This is a genomic window from Bifidobacterium tissieri (assembly GCF_002259645.1).
Taxonomy (GTDB): domain Bacteria; phylum Actinomycetota; class Actinomycetes; order Actinomycetales; family Bifidobacteriaceae; genus Galliscardovia; species Galliscardovia tissieri.
This window is the reverse complement of the sequence record NZ_MWWV01000009.1, coordinates 91,191-110,601: the sequence shown is the minus strand read 5'-3', so window position 1 is coordinate 110,601 and position 19,411 is coordinate 91,191. Positions and strand designations below refer to the sequence as shown.

The window sequence follows — 19,411 nt, the reverse complement described above, 5'->3', positions numbered from 1 at the left end:
GACACTCGACGACAACCATAAGCGCCATGATTCCCGCTGATCCGCATTCCCCCGCCCGCAAGGGCGACCGTCCCGGTCCGCACGCATCCCAAACCGATGCGCGTGCCGGCGCACGGCAGACCGCCGCGCGCAAACCGGGCGGGGGAGCATGGATCACCGGAATCATGGCGGTGCTGTTTCTTGCCATTGTGGTCGCGCTCGCCGGCTGGCTCGTCTCCTCGCGTATGCAGGCCGACAGCCAACAGCAGCACACGGCGGAGCAGGCCAATCAGGCCGCATCGCGGCTTACCGGCGAACAATCCTCGCGCGCGCTCAAGGAGGCCCGCGCCTACAATCATCAGCTTGCCGAGGACGGTCAGGACGGACTCGGCGCCATTCAGGACCCGTACGCGGCCATCCAACTGCAGCAGGCCGCCGTGTCCAAAGCCACGCAGTCAGGGCAATCACAGCGAACCGACGCCGAGGTCATCGCCGCCGATCAGGGCGAGCAATCCGCCAAGGACGAGGACTACAACCGTCTGGTCAACATCGGCGACGGCATCATGGGCAGCCTCACCATCCCGTCCATCGACGCCACCATGCCCATCTATCACGGCACATCCGACGAGGCGTTGTCGTCGGGCGCCGGCCACCTGTACGGCACGTCGCTGCCCGTCGGTGGCACCGATTCCCATGCCGTGCTCACCGCCCACCGTGGACTCGTCACCGCCGACCTGTTCACACGACTCGACGAAGTACGCAAAGGCGATACGTTCAACCTCGACGTGCTCGGCAACACCCTGTACTATCGCGTGGATCGCATCAGTGTGGTGGAGCCGGACGACGTCAGTCAGCTCAAGATCACACCCGGCGAGGACCGCGTCACGCTGGTCACCTGCACGCCGTACGGCGTCAACACGCATCGTCTGCTCGTGTCGGCGGTACGCACGGACGATGCCGCGCCGACGTCGACCGGCGTATCCCCGGTGCGTATACGGCACGCATGGCAGTACGCCGTCGGTGCGGCCGCGCTGATCATCCTTCTGGGCACGATGTATCTCATGATCTCCCGGCCGCCGGAACTGCCATTGGGCTCCCATCGTGCATCGTCCCGTGCGTCATCAGAGGACTGATTTTTCCTGTGATTTTCTCTGTTTCCCTTACTCCCACAATGCTTTTGGGCATTTGCGGCCGTATGCTGACCCGTGACTCGTCCACATAGTGACCGCTCACTGGCATCTGCGCCGCCGCAGGCCTATCTTCACAAGTGGTTCGGGTCGAAAGGCCCGTGGAAATGACTTTGATACCGAAGGGAGGTTCGCCATGATGTACGGAATGACCGCGCTTGCCGTTGTGTCCGGCCGAATTATTATTCCGTCTTCGTTGGCGGACTGATTCGGCATTCACACTGTTCGAGCACGCCAACGATTGGCGGGGCCCGAACGGACAAAATCTGTTTTAGCCCTGCCAAAAGCGGGGTTTTTTCATGCTCGGCAGTTCTATACCGGGCGAAATCGTTCAGCAAAGTCACAAAGAACAGAAGAGAAATCACTCACACATACGGGCGCGAACGTGCGTCGTGGCAGATCGGCCACGTCCCACGCGTATGTGATTAACAGGAGATTAGAAATGACAGCAGTCGACAAGACTGTCGCGGCCGAGGCCGCGAATCCCGCCACCATGGTGCGTGACTCGGTCAAGACCGTGATCGCCGCCTCCATGGTCGGCACCGCGATCGAATTCTACGACTTCTACGCCTACGGCACCGCCGCGGCGAACTACTTCCCGCACATCTTCTTCTCGGACAAGGCGAACCCCACGGTCGCCCTGCTGATGAGCCTGCTGACCTTCGCCATCGCGTTCATCGCCCGCCCGCTCGGCTCCCTCGTGTTCGGCCACTTCGGTGACCGCATGGGCCGCAAGACCACGCTGGTCGTCTCGCTGATGACCATGGGTGTCGGCACGTTCCTCATCGGCTGCCTGCCCACCTACAGCCAGTGGGGCATCGCCGCGGTCGCAATCCTCTGCCTGCTGCGTTTCATCCAGGGCATCGGCCTGGGCGGCGAGTGGTCCGGCGCGGCTCTGGTCGCCACCGAGAACGCTCCTGAGGACAAGCGCGCGCTCTACGGTTCCTTCCCGGAGCTGGGCGCCCCGATCGGCTTCTTCCTGTCCAACGGCACCTACTTCGTGCTTGAGTCCTTCAACGACTCCGACGCCATGCTCGCTTGGGGTTGGCGTGTGCCGTTCCTGCTGAGCGCCATCCTCGTGATCGTCGGCCTTGTCGTCCGCGTCCACATGGAGGAGACCCCGATCTTCCGCATGGCCCAGGAGCAGAAGAAGGTCGTCAAGTCCCCGCTCACCGAGGTGTTCCGCAAGTCCTGGAAGCAGGTCCTGCAGGCCACGTTCCTCGTCGCCGTCACCTACACGCTGTTCTACACGCTCGCCACGTGGTCCCTCGCCTGGGGCACCAAGGCCAAGGGCGAAGGCGGTGGCAGCCTCGGCTTCACCAACCAGGAATACCTGCTCATGCTGATGATCGCCATCTGCGTGTTCGCCGCATTCATCGTGATCTCCTGCGTGAACGCCGACAAGTTCGGCCGCAAGCGCGTGATCATCACCTCCTCCGTGCTGCTCGTCGTGTTCGCCGCCCTGTTCCCGTTCCTGCTGAACGGTGAGATCGTCGGCCAGCGCAACTTCGTCGCCAACATGGCCTTCCTGTGCATCGGCTTCGCGCTGATGGGCACCGCGTTCGGCCCGATCGGTGCATTCCTGCCCGAGCTGTTCGACGCCAACGTTCGTTACTCCGGATCCGGCATCGGCTACAATCTGGCCGCCATCGTCGGCGCGGCGTTCGTGCCGACCATCGCCACCTGGCTGAGCTCCCACTGGGGTGTGCACTCCGTGGGCATCTACCTCGGCGTGATGGCCCTGTGCTGCCTCGTCGCGGTGCTGTCGTGCCGTGAAACTAAGAACGTCGACTTCACCAAGTGAAGTCCCCGTTCTAAGTTTCACCGTCGCGCTCGTGGGTCGCGCTCCCTTCGCCTACAGGGAGTCCACTGGACTCCCTGTTTGACGGCTCAGCACGAACGTCGACTTCACCAAGTGAAGTCCCCGTTCTAAGTTTCACCGTCGCAAATAAGTCAAATAAGTTCACCAAAAAGTCATTTTCGGTGCTTGACTCATCCGTCTCCGATCGGGGAAACTCAATACGGGGGCGGGTGAACAGCAAGCCACACGATGGGAAAATCGCGCACGTACATGACCGTGCATGGTCACGTATGCGAACGCTCACATAACCGTTCCCGCCCCAGTCCGCAACCCGGGCAAAAACAATTCAATATTTGGACGCCGACTTTTATGCCGGCCTCTGGAGGACTAGAAATAGTTCCCAGATCGATGACTTTCAACGTCTAGGACACAATCCTTCTCGCCGAAGGCCGTCAGCAATCTCAACCGATTGCCGGACGCCATTGCTCGGCAATCACCAACATATAAAGGAGTGCCAATCATGGCAGCAACTATCTGGTACGAGAAGGACGCCGATCTGTCCGTGCTCGAAGGCAAGAAGGTGGCCATCCTCGGCTACGGTTCCCAGGGTCACGCTCACGCGCTGAACCTGCGCGATTCCGGCGTCGACGTGGTGGTCGGCCTGCGCCCGACCTCCAAGTCCGTGGAGTTCGCCAAGGAGCAGGGTCTCGAGGTCAAGTCCGTGCCGGAGGCCGTGGCTGAGGCCGACATCGTCATGATCCTTCTGCCTGATCAGTACCAGGCCGCCGTGTACAAGAAGGACGTTGAGCCGAACCTGAAGCCGGGCGCTGCTCTGGCCTTCGCTCATGGTTTCAACATTCACTACGGCTACATCAAGCCCACCGAGGATCACCCGGTGTTCATGGTTGCCCCGAAGGGCCCGGGTCACATCGTGCGTCGTGAGTACGCCGCTGGCCGTGGCGTCCCGGTGGTTGTGGCTGTGGAGCAGGATCCTCGTGGTGACGGCTGGGCCATCACCCTGGCTTACGCCAAGGCTCTCGGCGCTCTGCGCGCCGGCGCCATCAAGACCACCTTCAAGGAAGAGACCGAGACCGATCTGTTCGGTGAGCAGGACGTCCTCATGGGCGGCATCAACCACCTGTGCGACCTTGGTTTCGACGTGCTGACCGAGGCCGGCTACCAGCCGGAGATCGCCTACTTCGAGGTGTTCCACGAGCTGAAGATGCTGGTGGACCTCGCCAACGAGGGTGGTCTGAACAAGGCCCGTTGGTCCTGCTCCGACACCGCTCAGTACGGCGACTACACCTCCACCGTCATCACCGACGAGACCAAGAAGCGCATGCAGTACCAGCTCAAGCGCATTCAGGACGGCTCCTTCGCCAAGGAGTTCATGGATGATCAGGCCGCTGGCGCTCCGAAGTTCAAGAAGCTGCAGGAAGAGTTCTCTCACCCGCACCTGGAGACCGTTGGCCCGAAGCTGCGTGCCATGTTCTCCTGGAACAACGGCCCGGCCAAGGATGCCGATGAGGCTGAGTCCTTCAACGGCAAGATCGCTCGTACCCAGGTCCAGTGATTTGGGCGCGGCCCTAAGCTTGGCCGCGTGAGCTAAGCCTGTCAAGGCTGTTACGGCTGTCGTCCCGTACATACTCATGTGCGGGACGACAGCCTTTTTCTATTCCCCCTAGTGTGATCGTTAGTGTGATCACACTAACGAGCCAGACTGCCCGAAACCGTTGAAATTCCAACAACTCCATTTGTTAGTGTGATCACACTAAGAGAGAGCGACGTACGGTATGTGGGCACTGTCTTGCGGGCTGGGATTGAGAGAGGTTTGCGGTATGCCGCCGGCGGAGCGGCGGAGAATCCGGCGTCGAAGGCATGCTTCGCCGAACGATGTTGGAATACTGATTCACCGTGGTTTTAGTTAAGCGTTTCAGTTTTATTGATGATGTCGAACGGGCCGTGTGGCTCCGCCATGAGGACCTGTCGTTCTTGCGGTCATTGTGAACGTCGGCGATCGAAAACATTCTCCATCTCGGTTGTTGCCTAGTGGGTATGATCTCGTCGCGGCGCAAACGTCGATGATCTTCAATTTCTGAACCGATTAAGTGTGTCGTGCTGTTGGATATGCGCTTTTTCGACAGAAGCGTCGGAGAGGCGGCAGAGTATGTCGAATTCTGATATGAAGCGACGGAAAACGTTGATATATATGGGATTATACGCGAGTTGGCTTCTTCGTCGATCTGGTCATCATTGTAATCGCTGATCAAAAATAGTTAGACATCATTAAAAATATATTAAAAATAAATAGAGATTTGCGACACTACTACTTAAGCGATTAAGAAAAATGTGGTACATTAGCACCAGCACGCCGGCATGCCGGCACTCATCAGACGCATCATCGGCAAAGGAGCAAGTATGAGCACCACATTTCCCAATGATTTTCTCTTCGGCACGGCCACTGCCTCCTACCAGATCGAAGGCGGTGTACACGAAGGCGGCCGGTGCGCCTCCATCTGGGATACGTTCAGCCATACGCCCGGTCGCACCGTAAACGGCGATACCGGTGACGTGGCCTGCGACTCCTACCATCGCTGGCGTGACGACATCGCACTGCTCGCCGACCTCGGCGTGAACGCCTACCGATTCTCGGTATCCATGCCGCGCATCATGCCTGTCGAAGGCGGTCCGGTCAACGAAGAGGGCCTCGACTTCTACGAACGCATCACCGATGCCCTGCTGGAGAAGGGCATCCAGCCGATCGTCACCCTCTACCACTGGGACCTGCCGCAATACCTTGGCGACAAAGGCGGCTGGCTGAATCGCGAAACCGCCTACCGTCTTGGCGAATACGCGAGCGTGGTGGCCGAACGCCTTGGCGACCGCATCCATACCTACACCACGCTCAACGAGCCATGGTGCTCCTCCTATCTCAGCTACGGTGCCACCGAGCACGCCCCCGGTCTGGGCCTCGGTCCCGGCGCGTTCCCTGCAGTGCACCATCTGAACCTCGCTCACGGTCTTATGGCCCAGGCCGTACGCGCCCAGGTGGGCGACCGCTCGGAAGTCTCGGTCACCTGCAACCTCCAGCTCAACCGCGGAGACGCCGACGCCGTGCATCGTCTGGACCTCATCGCCAACCGCGTGTGGCTCGACCCCATGCTGCGCGGCTACTATCCAGACGAGTTGTTCGCCATCACCCGCGGCATCTGTGACTGGGACTTCATCAAGGACGGCGATCTCGAGCAGATCCACCAGCCGATCGACGTGTTCGGCATCAACTACTACAACACCTCGCTGCTTGCCATGAGCGACCGTCCGCAGTTCCCGCAGTCCACCGCCGCAAGCACTGCGCCCGGTGCCAGCGACGTCGACTGGCTGCCCACCGCCGGTCCGCACACCGAAATGGGATGGAACATCGATCCCGACGGTCTGCATGATCTGCTGGTCCGTGTGCACAACAACTATCCGGAGATCCCGCTCATCGTCACCGAAAACGGCATGGCCGTGGATGATCATCTCGAAATCGCGGCGGACGGTACCAAGGCCGTGCACGACGCTCTGCGTATCGACTATCTGCGTCGCCACTTCGAAGCCGCCCAGCGGGCCATGGACGAAGGCGTCGATCTGCGCGGCTACTTCGTATGGTCGCTGATGGACAACTTCGAATGGGCGTTCGGCTACACCAAGCGTTTCGGCATCACCTACGTGGACTACACGACTCTGGAACGCACGCCGAAGGACAGCTACTACTGGTACCAGCGTCTCATCGCCCAGCGCCGCATCCCGGACAACGACTGATCGCAACGACTGATCGTCACACGTCATCACGATCGGCGAATCCTCGCATCTCGCAGCCCTCGCCCCGCACCCTTGCGCCCCTGCACCCCTTGCAAAACCCGCGATAATCACCACAACAGCGAAGTATATGGAGACCATCATGAACCACACGCCTGCCACGTTCCACCCCCTGCATGCCGGGTGGACGGCCTACGCCACCAATCCCGAAGCCGCGCCCGCGTCGCTGCGTGCCCAACTGGCCGCCGGCATCGCCGCCACGGTCCCCGGTGAGATCACCCTGGACCTCGTCGCCGCCGGACTGATCGACGAGCCCTTCGACGCCGACAACGAAACCCGCCAGCAGTGGATCGGCGACGTCGACTGGCGATACTCCTGCACGTTCGACTGGCATGACGACGGCGCTGACCGGCATGATCTGGTGGCCTACGGACTCGACACCGTGGCCACAATCATCCTCAACGGCCGTTACGTCGGCTCCACGCAGAACTATCATCGCGCCTACCGCTGGGATGTCCGTCCGATGCTCCACGACGGCGACAACACGATCGAAATCCTCTTCGCATCATCCGTGCGCGAATCCGACGCACGCGAACAGCGTCTCGGCTACTATCCGCACACCGAGCATCACGCGTTCAACCAACTGCGCAAGCCGAGCTACCAGTTCGGCTGGGACTGGGGCATCGACGTGGCCTGCGCCGGAATCTGGCAGCCCATCGGCATCGACTCATGGTCATCAGTTCGTCTGTCCGCCGTCCGCCCGCTCGTGGACGTGCGTGGCAACGGTACTGGCGTACTGAACTGCACCATGGAGATCGAACGTGCCGGTTCCGGACGCGTGCCCACCGTCATGGACGCCCACGCCGGACAGCAGGCCGTGCCGGTCGAGGTTCGTGTACAGGGGCACGGCGTCGACATCACCGTTCCCGGCGTTGTAGAGCAGGGACGTAATGCCACCACCGTCACTGTGGACGTGCCGAACGCCGAACTGTGGTGGCCGCGTGGCTACGGCGACCAGCCGCTATACGACGTGACCGTGACCGCCGGCGACGCCGTATGGCAGGGACGCGTTGGCTTCCGGACCACCCACGTCGACACCCGTGCCGATGTCGTGGGCCGCCCGTTCCAGATCTCCGTCAACGGCGTGCCCGTGCATGCCCGCGGTTACAACTGGGTGCCGATCGACGCATTCATCACGCGCGGCGATCATGACTTCTACGAGCGGCGGTTCCTTGATCTGGTGGAATCCAACTCCAACATGGTGCGTGCCTGGGGCGGCAGCATCTACGAAACCGACGACTTCTACGATCTGGCCGACGAATACGGCATCATGGTGTGGCAGGACTTCATGCTTGCCTGCGCCTCCTACCCCGAAGACGCCGAAACCCGTGCCGAAATCGAAGACGAGGCCCGTCAGCAGATCACCCGACTGTGCCCTCATCCGAGCCTGATCGTCTGGAACGGCTCCAACGAAAACTACGTGGCCTACTCCGAATGGGGTGGCGTGCAGCAGGCGCTGCGTGACGACGACCGCGCCGCCAACGAATACGGCTACGGTGAAAAAGGCTGGGGTGACTACTATTACGCCGAACTTTTCCCGAAGCTGCTCGCCGAACTCGACCCCACGCACGTGTACCTTCCCAGCTCCCCGATGAGCTTCAGCAAATTCGTCGACGCCAACCGTGACACCGACGGCACCATGCACATCTGGGACGTCTGGAACCGCGTGGACTACCGCAAATACCGTGACTACACGCCGCGTTTCGCCGACGAATTCGGCTATCAGGCCCCGCCCACATTCAGTACACTCAAGCGTGTGGTGCACGACGATCCCATGGATCCGTTCGGCACGCAGATGCTCGTGCATCAGAAAGCCATGGGCGGCAACTACAAGCTTGCCCGCGGCATGCGTTCGCATATCACACCCGGCAACATCGACGACGTGAGTTACCGTGCCGACGGCACGCGTGACTGGCTGATCCCCACCGACGTGTGGACGAACATCGAAGACTGGCACTGGGCATGCCAGTTGCAGCAGGCGCAGGCCATCCGCTTCGGCGTAGAACACATGCGCTCCCTCGAACCCGTGAACGCCGGTGCGCTCATCTGGCAGCTCAACGACGACTGGCCGGTCGTCTCCTGGGCCGCCGTGGACTACTACGGGCATCGCAAGCCCATGTGGTACGCCTCTCGGGACTTCTTCGCGCCGCGCTTCGCCACGATCCAGCCGCGCACATCCGACCGCGCCCGCGAAGACCACAGCTGGGAAGGCAAGGCCGTCGCCCCCGATCATCTTGAACTCATCGTGCTCAACGACACCCGTACGGCATGGTCGGGCACCTGGACCGTCCGCCGGGTGACGCTCGACGGCACCGTACTCGCCGCCGCCACGTTCGATGTGACTGTGGACGCCGTGTCGCACGTCGCATTACCGCTGTCCGAAACGCTTGCCGGATTTGACGATCCGTCGAACGAGCTGCTGGTCGCTGAAGCCGCCGCTGCCTTCGCTGCTGATTCCGCGCCGGCGTTTGCCCGCGTAATCTACAATCCGGCCGAAGTAATCGACCAGAACCTGTTGGCGCCCGACCGTGCGTTCCACGCCGACGTCACGCCCGTCGACGACGGTTATGACCTGACGGTGACGGCGACCGGCTACGTCCGCGATCTGTTCTGCATGGCCGACAAAGTCGACGACAACGCCACCGTCTCCGACGGCATGGTCAGCCTGCTGCCGGGCGACACGGTGACCTGGCGTATCGCATCCACTGCCGACGTGGCCGATCCCAACGTGTTCGCCGATCCGAACGTACTGCGCAGCGCCAACGATCTCAAGCGCCAGTGGTAGGAGCAACGCCACTTCACGCCGTGCACACTGCATGCTACATGCTGCAGAACTACGGAAGAACTACGGAAAGGAATCATCGATGACCTCCATTACGAACGCCGCATACCGGCTCGGCACCTCTGAAAACCGCGACTGGCTCAACACGCAGCGTGACAGTCTCATGAACTTCGGCCACGCCTTCCCCTCGCCGACCGGCGGCTCCTACTGGCTGGGCGACGACGGTACCCCGTGGAAGGACCGCAACCGCGAGACGTGGATCACCTGTCGCATGACCCACGTCTACGCGCTCGCCGCATTCGTCGGCCATCCGGGTGCCGAGGAACTGGTCGACGCCGGACTCAAGGGACTCAAGGGCGAACTGCACGATGACACCAACGGCGGCTGGTACGCCGCGGTCACCCCCGAAGGCGGGCACATCGGCATCAAGCAGTGCTATGCGCACGCCTTCGTACTGCTGGCCGCATCGTCCGCCACGCTGCTCGGCCGGCCGGGTGCCGCCGAACTGCTCGCCGACGCCCAGCAGGTGTTCCTCACGCGCTTCTGGGACGACGAGGTCGGCCTGTCCGTTGATACGTGGAACGAGGACTTCACCGAACTCGACCCGTACCGTGGCATCAACGCCAACATGCATTCGGTCGAGGCGTTCCTCGCGGTGGCCGACGTCACCGGAGACGAATCGTGGCGTGAACGTGCCGGCCGTATCATCGACCATGTCGTCGGCTGGGCCGAAGGCAACGGATGGCGCATTCCCGAGCACTTCCACGCCGACTGGAGTCTCGATCTCGAATGCAACGCCGACCGGAAGGACGACCAGTTCAAGCCGTACGGCGCCACTCCGGGCCATGGCATCGAATGGGCGCGACTCATTACCCAGTACGCGCTGAGCGCCGGACTGGCTGAATCACGCAAGGCGCAGCTGGTCGACGTCGCCGAGCAGCTGTTCCAGCGTGCCGTCGCCGACGGTTGGGACGCCGACGGTGCGCCCGGCATCGTCTACACCACCGACTGGCAGGGCGCGCCGGTCGTGCATGACCGCATGCATTGGACGCTTGCCGAGGCGATCAACACGTCGTCCGTGCTGGCGCATGTGACCGGCCGTGCCGAATACGCCGACTGGTACGCCACGTTCCTGCAGTATGCCGACAGCACGGTGATCGACCACATCAACGGATCCTGGTTCCATCAGCTCGATCGTGACAATCGCCCGATCGGCACGGTATGGCCGGGCAAGTCCGATCTGTATCACGCCACGCAGTCGATGATGATTCCGCTCGCTGATCCGTCGTTGTCCATTGCGGTGACTGCCCAGCAATCTCGCTAACCGTCCCATACGCCGCTCTTCCTTAGTGTGCTCCTTAGTGTGATCACACTAACGAGCCAGACTGCCCGAAACCGTTGAAATTCCAACAACTCCATTTGTTAGTGTGATCACACTAAGTGAGGGCGGCGTACGGTATGTGGGCACTGTCTTGATTGTTGGGATTCTGAGGTTGTTGGGATTCTGACGGGGTTGAGTGTGGATGGCTCAAGTGTTCGCCCACGTTGTGGACGGGAATGTGACGGAAGCGACATTATCTGTAGGATAGTGGGCAGTTTGCAGGACAAAATCCTCAGATGAGATCGTCTGGGTGAGTGATATATGCGATTCGTACGGGAGTCGCGACGATCACGATCGGACAAACGCGCGTCACGACACGGTGCGCGCGGCGCACTATGCGCAACCACAACAACATTCGCAGTAGTTAAGGAGTGCTTACATGGCTGCACAGATCTGGTACGAGAACGACGGCGATCTGTCCGTTCTCCAGGGCAAGAAGGTTGCCATCATCGGTTACGGTTCTCAGGGTCACGCTCACGCGCTGAACCTGCGTGATTCCGGCGTCGACGTGGTGGTCGGTCTTCGTCCGACCTCCAAGTCCGTCGAGTTCGCCAAGGAGCAGGGTCTCGAGGTCAAGTCCGTCGCCGAGGCGTCCGCCGAAGCCGACGTGATCATGATCCTGGCCCCCGACCAGTACCAGCGCACCATCTGGGCCAACGACATCGAGCCCAACATCAAGCCGGGCGCTGCCGTTGCCTTCGCTCATGGTTTCAACATTCACTACGGCTACATCAAGCCCACCGAGGATCACCCGGTGTTCATGGTTGCCCCGAAGGGCCCGGGTCACATCGTGCGTCGTGAGTACGCCGCTGGTCGTGGCGTCCCGGTGGTTGTGGCTGTGGAGCAGGATCCGCGCGGTGACGGCTGGGACCTGACCCTCGCCTACGCCAAGGCTCTCGGCGCTCTGCGCGCCGGCGCCATCAAGACCACCTTCAAGGAAGAGACCGAGACTGATCTCTTCGGCGAGCAGAACGTGCTCATGGGTGGCGTGAACAAGCTCGTCGAGATGGGCTTCGAGGTCCTCACCGACGCCGGCTACCAGCCGGAGATCGCCTACTTCGAGGTCTGCCACGAGCTGAAGATGCTCGTCGACCTGATGAACGAGGGTGGTCTGAACAAGGCCCGTTGGTCCTGCTCCGACACCGCCCAGTACGGCGACTACACCAACACCGTGATCAACGAGGACTGCCGCAAGCGCATGGAGTACCACCTGGCCCGCATCCAGGACGGCTCCTTCGCCAAGGAGTTCATCGACGATCAGGACGCCGGCGCCCCGCACTTCAAGGAGCTGCAGGAGAAGTACTCCAACGAGCGCATCGAGACCGTCGGCCCGAAGCTGCGCGCCATGTTCTCCTGGAACAAGGATGGCGTGAAGGACGCCGACGAGGCCAACTCCTTCACCGGCAAGATCGCCCGCGCCCAGGTGCAGTGATTTCACTCGTATAGCACCATTCGTTTCGTCACGTGGGCCGCGTATGTGTTACGTGGGCCGTGCGCGGCCCAACTAACAAAACGTCGAAATCGTTGAAATTGCAACGTTTTCTATATTATGTTACGTGGGCCGTACTCGGCCCAGCTAACGGCCCACGTAACGTTCTTGCCAAATTCGTGAGCTCGATCAATTCGTCTCCAAGCCGGTTCAGGGCTCAGTTTCCACTCGCATCCTGTCGCTGAACTCGTTTTCGTTGCCGCATCTTACGTTGGCGTTCCCTGTTCGCCGCATCTCGCTCATCGTTGAGCAGTGCCCGGTACTCTGGTATCGGTTGTCCAGAGACCTCCACATGCAGTGCCTTCCCGACTCGTAACGCAAAATGATTGCGTCCGTCGGCGGTCAATACATCGTCCGCAAACACGACGATCACGGTATATCCCATGGAACGTAACGCCTGACGTTTTCGCTCATCCCATCGATATTGTTTTTTGTCAACGCGATGCGCATCGCCATCATATTCAATGATTATGCGCTGTTCCGGATAGGCCATATCCACTGTTGCTGTCCAATTCAGCTCGGGAATGTAGATTCTCCACTGGGTTTGCGGTCGCGGCAGTCCCACTTTCATCAGTGCAAGAACGGCTCGGGCCTCCATCGGGGAATCTGTGATCGTGGAGAGGAATGGCAAGGCGGCGCGGCACCTGTTTTTCCCGACAAATTCACCGGTCCGATTGAGAAACGTCGTAATGTCGTTCGTCGTGATATGTATGGGGCAAGCTGTCGCGCGTACAATGGCATCGGCCTGAACGATCACTTCAACCTGACTGAGATGTCTGGACAACGCGGCCCACGTAACGAGCGGGTGGGTGCAGATGATCGGTGTGTTGTTGACGACGAATTGAATATCGCTGAAATCCTTTTGGCGTATCGCGGTGTCATGCCAAACGATGTATCCGGTGTCATGGCGACTCGGTCGTTGTCTGCGGTTGTCATACATCACTTGAAATGTGAAATCACGCAGTCGAGGGCACCATGGGGTTTCGAGATAACAGAGTTTAAGCGCTGTCGTACCAGTGTAAACGAGCTGATGATTACGTGTTCTTCGAGTGAGATGGTCGTAGCACTGCTGCAGCATGGTTTGCTGTTCTTGAATCAGTGATCGCGCAAGATAGTTGCGGACGATGCCGTGAGTGACAGGCGCGGCTATGCGTGTCGTTGGATTGCTCGTTGGATTACTGTTTCCGGATGTGTTCGTTCGCTGATATCGGTTCATATCGGCGAGCGTAAACGGGTTCGCATCATCGTGCCACATGGTCTGCAGAGAATGTGGATAAGTGGAATAACTGAAAAGTTGTCCACATTCGCACGAGTTCTGTCTTCCTTCTGTCTGCTCCACTTACTTACGTCGTTTCTCTGCTCATCCTCGCCATTGTTATGCGTGACGTGGGCCGTGCACGGCCCAGCTAACAAAACGTCGAAATCGTTGAAATTGCAACGTTTTTTATGTGGCGTTACGTGGGCCGTGCGCGGCCCAGCTAACGGCCCACGTAACGAACTTGCCTAGATGAACTCGTAAGTTGGGTAGCGATTGGAGGAGCCACTAATGAAGTTTGTTATCGCGCCGGATTCGTTCAAGGGTTGCATGACGGCCAAGACCGCTGCCGACGCCATACGTGAGGGGCTGTCGCGAGTGTTTCCCGACGCCGAATATGTGATGGTGCCGATGGCGGACGGCGGCGAGGGTACGGTGCAGTCGCTGATCGACGCCACCGGGGGAGTGCTGCGGCAGACACGTGTACTTGACCCATTGCAGCGCGAAACCGTTGCGGCATATGGGCTGTTGGGTAATACTGACGGTGTTGGTAATGCCGACGGTGTTGGTAATGCCGACGGTGTTGGTAATACTGACGGTGTTGGTGATACCGACGGTGCTGATGACGTTGCCAATATTGCCGATGCTGCCAATATTGCCGATACCGACGGTGCTGACGATGCCGAGACTCCGACCGTATCCTCGGTTCCTGTGTCATCCCTAAGCTCGACGACTTCCGTACTATCCCCGGTTTCCTTGGCACCTGAATCTACCGCGATCACAGCATCCCAGGTCTACGCGACCGCTCCAATTGTCCCGGCTTTCCCAACCGCCGCTTCGTCTCCAGTTCTTGCAACCCCAGCTGCCGCAGTAGCTTCGGTTCCTGTACCATTCCCAAGTTCGGCGGCTGCCGTAACCCCAATCGCCCCGACCGCAGAGACCGAGACCGAGACCATGGCATCCGAGGCATCCCCGTCTGCGCGGCATCCTATCGCCGTCATCGAAATGGCCGCCGCCAGTGGCATCCAGTTCGTAGACGACACCACCAAAAACCCGTTGGTCACTACAACGTACGGCACCGGTCAGCTGATTCGTGCCGCACTCGACGACGGTGCCCGCACCATCATTCTTGGCGTGGGTGGTTCCGCCACCAACGACGGCGGTGCCGGCATGGCCGAGGCGTTGGGCGCACGCTTCCTTGACGCTACGGGCAATCCGATTCCTCGTGGCGGCGGATTCCTCGACCGGTTGGCGTCCATCGACGTGTCCGGTATGGACCCGCGTCTCGCGGACACCACCGTGCTGATTGCCTGCGACGTGACCAATCCGTTGATCGGCCCCAACGGCGCATCCGCAGTGTTCGGCCCGCAGAAGGGCGCCACTCCAGAGATGGTCGAACGACTCGACGCGAACCTGACTAATTATGCCGCCGTCATCGCACGTGATCTCGGCATCGATGTCGCCCATGTGCCCGGTGCCGGTGGTGCCGGCGGCCTGGGCGCGGGACTGCTCGCGTTCACCAACGCCGCCATGCGGTCCGGCGTGGAGATCGTTGCGCAAACCGTGCGACTAACCGAGCGTGCGGCGGACGCCGACTACTGCATCACCGGCGAAGGCGGCATCGATTTCCAGACGCAGTACGGCAAGACGCCGATGGGTGTGGCGCGGGCCGTGCGTCGCGGCAATCCACAGATCGGCGTGATCGCGCTCGCCGGATACGTGGGAGAGGGTATCGATCAGCTGTATGATCTGGGCATCGACGCGGTGTTCGGCATCGTTCCCGGCGCACAATCGCTGGCGCAGGCGCTTGCCGACGGTCCGGCGAATCTGTCCCGTACCGCCGAAAACGTGGGCCGTCTAATTCGGCTCAGTCGTAGTCGTTAGCGGTCCTGCGGAGACAGTGACACCATGGTGATGATGACATTGTGGCGACAGTGACATTGCCGACGACTCGTGTTCGTTCGATGTCCCGCCGTCTGCGGTCTCGCCGGCCGTCAACCAACCCTGATCCGCCAGCCAACCCAGTCAGTCCCTCCCGATCAGTCAGTCAACCAACCGACAGTCATGAACCGTCATCACATTCGCCCATCGACCTGCTGACTCGTCAACACGCTTGACCGTGTCCATGCTTTGCGTGCCGAGACGTGCGTAATCATCCGCTTATCGGCATAATGGTTTGGGGTTCATTTATGGTGAGGTGTGTGACTATGACCGAACAGCAGACGACTGATGACATGATGACTGACGACGTAACCGCGGTGCCCGGCGAGGGCCCGGCGACGGCAACGTCCGAAACGATTCGTGCCGCAATCGCCGCGTATCCGCGGGCCAAGGCACGTACACAGCGGTTCTCGCTTGGTGCCCCGCGCTCGGCGACGGTGCTTGACGACGGTTCCCACGCGCTGTTCCTGCGCTCACGTGGTCCTGAAGACGATGTCACCTGCCTGTGGCTGAGCTGGTTCGACAGCGCAGGCAATCATCATGAGACGCTGTTGGCCGATCCACGGACGCTGTTGTCGTCCGGCAACGGCAATTCCGGCAACGGCCGCGACATCGCCGATGCCGATTCCGACGACATCCCCGACGAGGAGAAGGCCCGCCGCGAGCGCGCCCGCGAATCCGCCGACGGCATCGTGTCATACAGCGTCAACGATTCCGGCAATCGCGTGGTGTTCACGGTCGGCGGCCGCCTGTGGCTGACCACGTTCGTCTTCGATGGCGATATCGAATTCATTGACGACGTTGAACGCCAAGACCCCGATATCATGCTGGAAAACGTTGATTTTTCAAACTTTGCGAACGATAACAATGCTGGCGATAACGGGTTCGACGAGTCGGGATTCGATCCCGATGATCCCGTCCGTAATGATCCCACGCGTGACGATTCCGCCCGCGACAACTCCGCCGCATCCGCCGCCGGCCGCCCCGCCCAGGTTCGTGTGACCGTAGAGGATGGCGAGCTCCACGCTGTTACGCGAGAACTCGGCGATACCTGGTACGTGTCCGCCATGGCCATCCGCGGCCACCGCAGCCGTCTGTTCCGTCCGGTGCTCAATCCGCGCATCTCCCCGGACGGCCGCCTGGTCGCCTACACCACCGGCCGCATGATCAACCTCGTGGTGATCGGCGAAAACGGTCAGCCCGACGACGAACGTTCGGTGTGTGGCGTATCCGACGATCCGAATGTCACGGTCGGTCTGGCGGAGTTCGCCGCCGGCGAGGAGATGGACCGTTACGAGGGCTTCTGGTGGTCGCCTGATTCACGCAGTCTGCTGATCGAACGTGCCGACGAGTCGCCCGAACCGTTGTGGCACATCTCCGATCCCGCCAACCCCACCAAGCCCGCGCAGTCACGACACTATCCGCAGGCGCTTACCCGGAACGCGGACGTGCGTCTGTTCCGTTTCGACATCGGTTCCGCCGATCATCGCGCCGGCAACATGGCGTTCGCCAGCGTAGAGGACCTGCCCGAAGTGTGGTGGGACCGTCGCGGCTACGAATATCTGGCCGACGTGCATTGGAGTCGTGGCGGAGACCCGCTGCTGCTCGTGCAGAATCGTCGTCAGACCGCCGATCAGGTGCTGGCGATCAAGCCCGAAGGCAGTGATCCGCATGTGGGATTCGCCTCGCAGCACAACATTCTTGACGGGTTTTCCCTCGCCGCGGATGGTGACTCGTTCACCGGAGAGGAGTCGGCGAAGCGTTGGCTGCCGACGAGCACATTGACGGTAAGTGGCAGTCGGTATTGGCTGGACCTGATCCACGGATGTCCCACGTGGACGCCGGGCGGTCGACTGATCACCGCCATGCCCGACGAGGAGACCGACACCATGCGTCTGGCGGTGGACGGTCACGCGTTCACCCCCGCCGGCTGGCAGATCCTCGACGTACTCGACGTGACCGACCATGATGTGCTTGCCCGCGCCACCCGTGACGCGCGCGCTGTGGACGTGGTGAGCTTCCCGCTGCCGGAGGATGGGCAGGAGTTCATCGGCTCGTATTGGCAGGAACTGACGGATGATCATCGCATCGACGCGCAGAACGGAGGTGACGGCGCGGATGATGCCGGCGGTTTCGGCAACCGTTTCGCCATCGATTCCGCGTCCGACGGATGTCCTGAGCCGATTGTGATGAATACGGAAACGGGCGTGTGGACGGCTTCGCGCTCCGGCAACGGCATGGTTCTGCTCGGCCGGACCATGCATGACGACCGCAGCGTGATGCTGCACATGTTCGGTGCGAACGCGGACAGCGGATACTCTGCGATCGTGGCCAATCATGCCGACATCCCCGGATTCACGCCACGTACTGAATTCGTACGACTGGGCGAGCGCGGCATGTATGCGGCGATCACGCTGCCGTCCGAGTCCAGCCCGTACGCGCATGCGGAGAAACTGCCGGTGCTGATGAAGCCGTATGGCGGTCCGATGCATCGCGAGGTCATGTTCAGCCGCTCGTATTACTGGGATTCGCAGTGGTGGGCCGATCAGGGCTTCATCGTGGTATCGGCCGACGGTCGTGGCACCGGCGCGCGCGGTCTGCACTGGGATCATGCCATGTTCGAACGATTCGATCTTGCGTTGGATGATCAGATGGATGCCGTTCACGCACTGCCCGAGGCAATGTCGTCACTGCCGTTGTCCCGCGCCGATTGCGGTGTTCCCGAGCCTGACCTCGATCATGTGGCCATGATCGGCTGGTCGTACGGCGGATATCTGTCCGCACTGGCCGTGCTGCGTGCGCCCGACGTGTTCCACGCCGCCTGCGCCGGTGCCCCGCCCACCGATTGGACGCTGTACGACACGCATTACACCGAACGGTATCTCGGCCTGAACCCGACCGTGTATGAGCGCAACAGTCTGATCAAGGACGCGCCGAATCTGCGTCGTCCGCTACTGCTGATCCATGGTTTCGCCGACGACAATGTGACCGTGGCGAATTCGCTGAGGCTGAGTTCCGCGCTACTGGCCGCCGGTCGTGAACATACCATGCTGCCGTTGACCGGCATCACGCATATGACGAACGACGAGACCGTGGCCGAGAACCTGCTGCTGTTCCAGCGCGACTTCCTCCGCAAGGCGCTCGCCGAGTGAAACTACTTCGATAGTCCATGTGATCGTCGGACTGGTCAGGGAAAGTGTTGCGATAGTCCTCTACGAACTGTTGCGATAGTCCCCGAAACTGCTTCGATAGTCCACTACCAAAGTGTTGCGATAGTCCACTATCGGGTGGTGGAGTATCGCGGAACTGCTTCGATAGTCCACTAGGGAACCGGCCTAACAAGGCCGAACTGTTGCGATAGTCCCCGAAACTGCTTCGATAGTCCATGTGGTTGGGAAGCGGCGTGTTTTCTTGGTTTTGGTGTGTGCTACGGCCGCCTGAGTCGGAAGAATCGTTGCGATGACGCGCTGTGACGGTGGCGTTGGGTTTCCGCTTTACTCCGATAGTCCATTATCGGAGAGGGAACGACGTGAAAAGTGCTTCGATAGTCCACTAGGGAACCGGCCTGACAAGGCCAGAGTGTTGCGATAGTCCCCGAAACTGCTGCGATAGTCCACTAGGCTGAGCCTCAAACTGCTTCGATAGTCCATGTGATTGGGAAGCGGTGTGTTCTTGGTTTTGGTGTGTGCTACGGCCGCCTGAGCCGGAAGAATCGCTGCGATGACGCACTGTGACGGT

At 60.7% G+C, this 19,411-nt stretch carries 9 protein-coding genes and 2 pseudogenes; 10 read left to right on the top strand and 1 reads right to left on the bottom strand.

Annotated elements, in window-relative coordinates; genetic code table 11:
- The first annotated feature begins 26 nt into the window (after positions 1-26).
- The 7 genes from BTIS_RS07350 to ilvC (BTIS_RS07320) all read left to right on the top strand — a co-directional run bounded on the left by BTIS_RS07350 (position 27) and on the right by ilvC (BTIS_RS07320) (position 12,420).
- Entirely contained in the window at positions 27-1,112 is a 1,086-nt protein-coding gene (locus BTIS_RS07350; protein WP_094664109.1) for a class C sortase, read from the top strand.
- Positions 1,113-1,608: 496 nt separating this feature from the next.
- Positions 1,609-2,970 (top strand): MFS transporter, encoded by a 1,362-nt coding sequence (locus tag BTIS_RS07345; RefSeq protein WP_094664107.1) that lies wholly within the window; start codon positions 1,609-1,611, stop codon positions 2,968-2,970.
- A 517-nt stretch (positions 2,971-3,487) separates the two neighbouring features.
- Complete coding sequence (gene ilvC, locus BTIS_RS07340; RefSeq protein ID WP_094664105.1) at positions 3,488-4,540, top strand: ketol-acid reductoisomerase; 1,053 nt, start codon at positions 3,488-3,490, stop codon at positions 4,538-4,540.
- An 845-nt stretch (positions 4,541-5,385) separates the two neighbouring features.
- Positions 5,386-6,768: a GH1 family beta-glucosidase gene (locus BTIS_RS07335; RefSeq protein WP_094664103.1), complete on the top strand. Its 1,383-nt coding sequence runs from the start codon at positions 5,386-5,388 to the stop codon at positions 6,766-6,768.
- 139 nt (positions 6,769-6,907) lie between these two features.
- Entirely contained in the window at positions 6,908-9,610 is a 2,703-nt protein-coding gene (locus BTIS_RS07330) for a glycoside hydrolase family 2 protein (RefSeq protein ID WP_094664102.1), read from the top strand.
- 79 nt (positions 9,611-9,689) lie between these two features.
- A complete protein-coding gene (locus BTIS_RS07325; RefSeq protein WP_094664101.1) occupies positions 9,690-10,931 on the top strand; it encodes an AGE family epimerase/isomerase in 1,242 nt (413 codons plus the stop codon).
- Positions 10,932-11,367: 436 nt separating this feature from the next.
- On the top strand, positions 11,368-12,420 hold the full coding sequence (gene ilvC / locus BTIS_RS07320) for a ketol-acid reductoisomerase (RefSeq protein WP_094664099.1): 1,053 nt from the start codon (positions 11,368-11,370) through the stop codon (positions 12,418-12,420).
- 409 nt (positions 12,421-12,829) lie between these two features.
- Here ilvC (BTIS_RS07320) and BTIS_RS12320 read toward each other — a convergent pair.
- Positions 12,830-12,970, bottom strand: a pseudogene (locus BTIS_RS12320) (DUF559 domain-containing protein); the annotation flags it as partial.
- Between the two features lie 1,053 nt (positions 12,971-14,023).
- On the opposite strand from BTIS_RS12320, the pseudogene BTIS_RS07310 reads away from it, so the two are divergent.
- The 3 genes and pseudogenes from BTIS_RS07310 to BTIS_RS07300 all read left to right on the top strand — a co-directional run.
- Positions 14,024-14,260: pseudogene (locus tag BTIS_RS07310) on the top strand (glycerate kinase); the annotation flags it as partial.
- Positions 14,261-14,686: 426 nt separating this feature from the next.
- Complete coding sequence (locus BTIS_RS07305) at positions 14,687-15,616, top strand: glycerate kinase family protein (protein WP_094664232.1); 930 nt, start codon at positions 14,687-14,689, stop codon at positions 15,614-15,616.
- Between the two features lie 353 nt (positions 15,617-15,969).
- Positions 15,970-18,825, top strand: coding sequence for a S9 family peptidase (locus BTIS_RS07300; RefSeq protein ID WP_245819371.1), 2,856 nt, complete (start codon positions 15,970-15,972; stop codon positions 18,823-18,825).
- The last annotated feature ends 586 nt before the right edge of the window (positions 18,826-19,411 follow it).

Excerpts from the sequence above, each read along its gene's own strand:
- BTIS_RS07350 (WP_094664109.1), top strand. The coding sequence starts at position 27 with ATGATTCCCGCTGATCCGCATTCCCCCGCCCGCAAGGGCGACCGTCCC.
- BTIS_RS07345 (WP_094664107.1), top strand. The coding sequence starts at position 1,609 with ATGACAGCAGTCGACAAGACTGTCGCGGCCGAGGCCGCGAATCCCGCC.
- ilvC (WP_094664105.1), top strand. The coding sequence starts at position 3,488 with ATGGCAGCAACTATCTGGTACGAGAAGGACGCCGATCTGTCCGTGCTC.
- BTIS_RS07335 (WP_094664103.1), top strand. The coding sequence starts at position 5,386 with ATGAGCACCACATTTCCCAATGATTTTCTCTTCGGCACGGCCACTGCC.
- BTIS_RS07330 (WP_094664102.1), top strand. The coding sequence starts at position 6,908 with ATGAACCACACGCCTGCCACGTTCCACCCCCTGCATGCCGGGTGGACG.
- BTIS_RS07325 (WP_094664101.1), top strand. The coding sequence starts at position 9,690 with ATGACCTCCATTACGAACGCCGCATACCGGCTCGGCACCTCTGAAAAC.
- ilvC (WP_094664099.1), top strand. The coding sequence starts at position 11,368 with ATGGCTGCACAGATCTGGTACGAGAACGACGGCGATCTGTCCGTTCTC.
- BTIS_RS07305 (WP_094664232.1), top strand. The coding sequence starts at position 14,687 with ATGGCATCCGAGGCATCCCCGTCTGCGCGGCATCCTATCGCCGTCATC.
- BTIS_RS07300 (WP_245819371.1), top strand. The coding sequence starts at position 15,970 with ATGACTGACGACGTAACCGCGGTGCCCGGCGAGGGCCCGGCGACGGCA.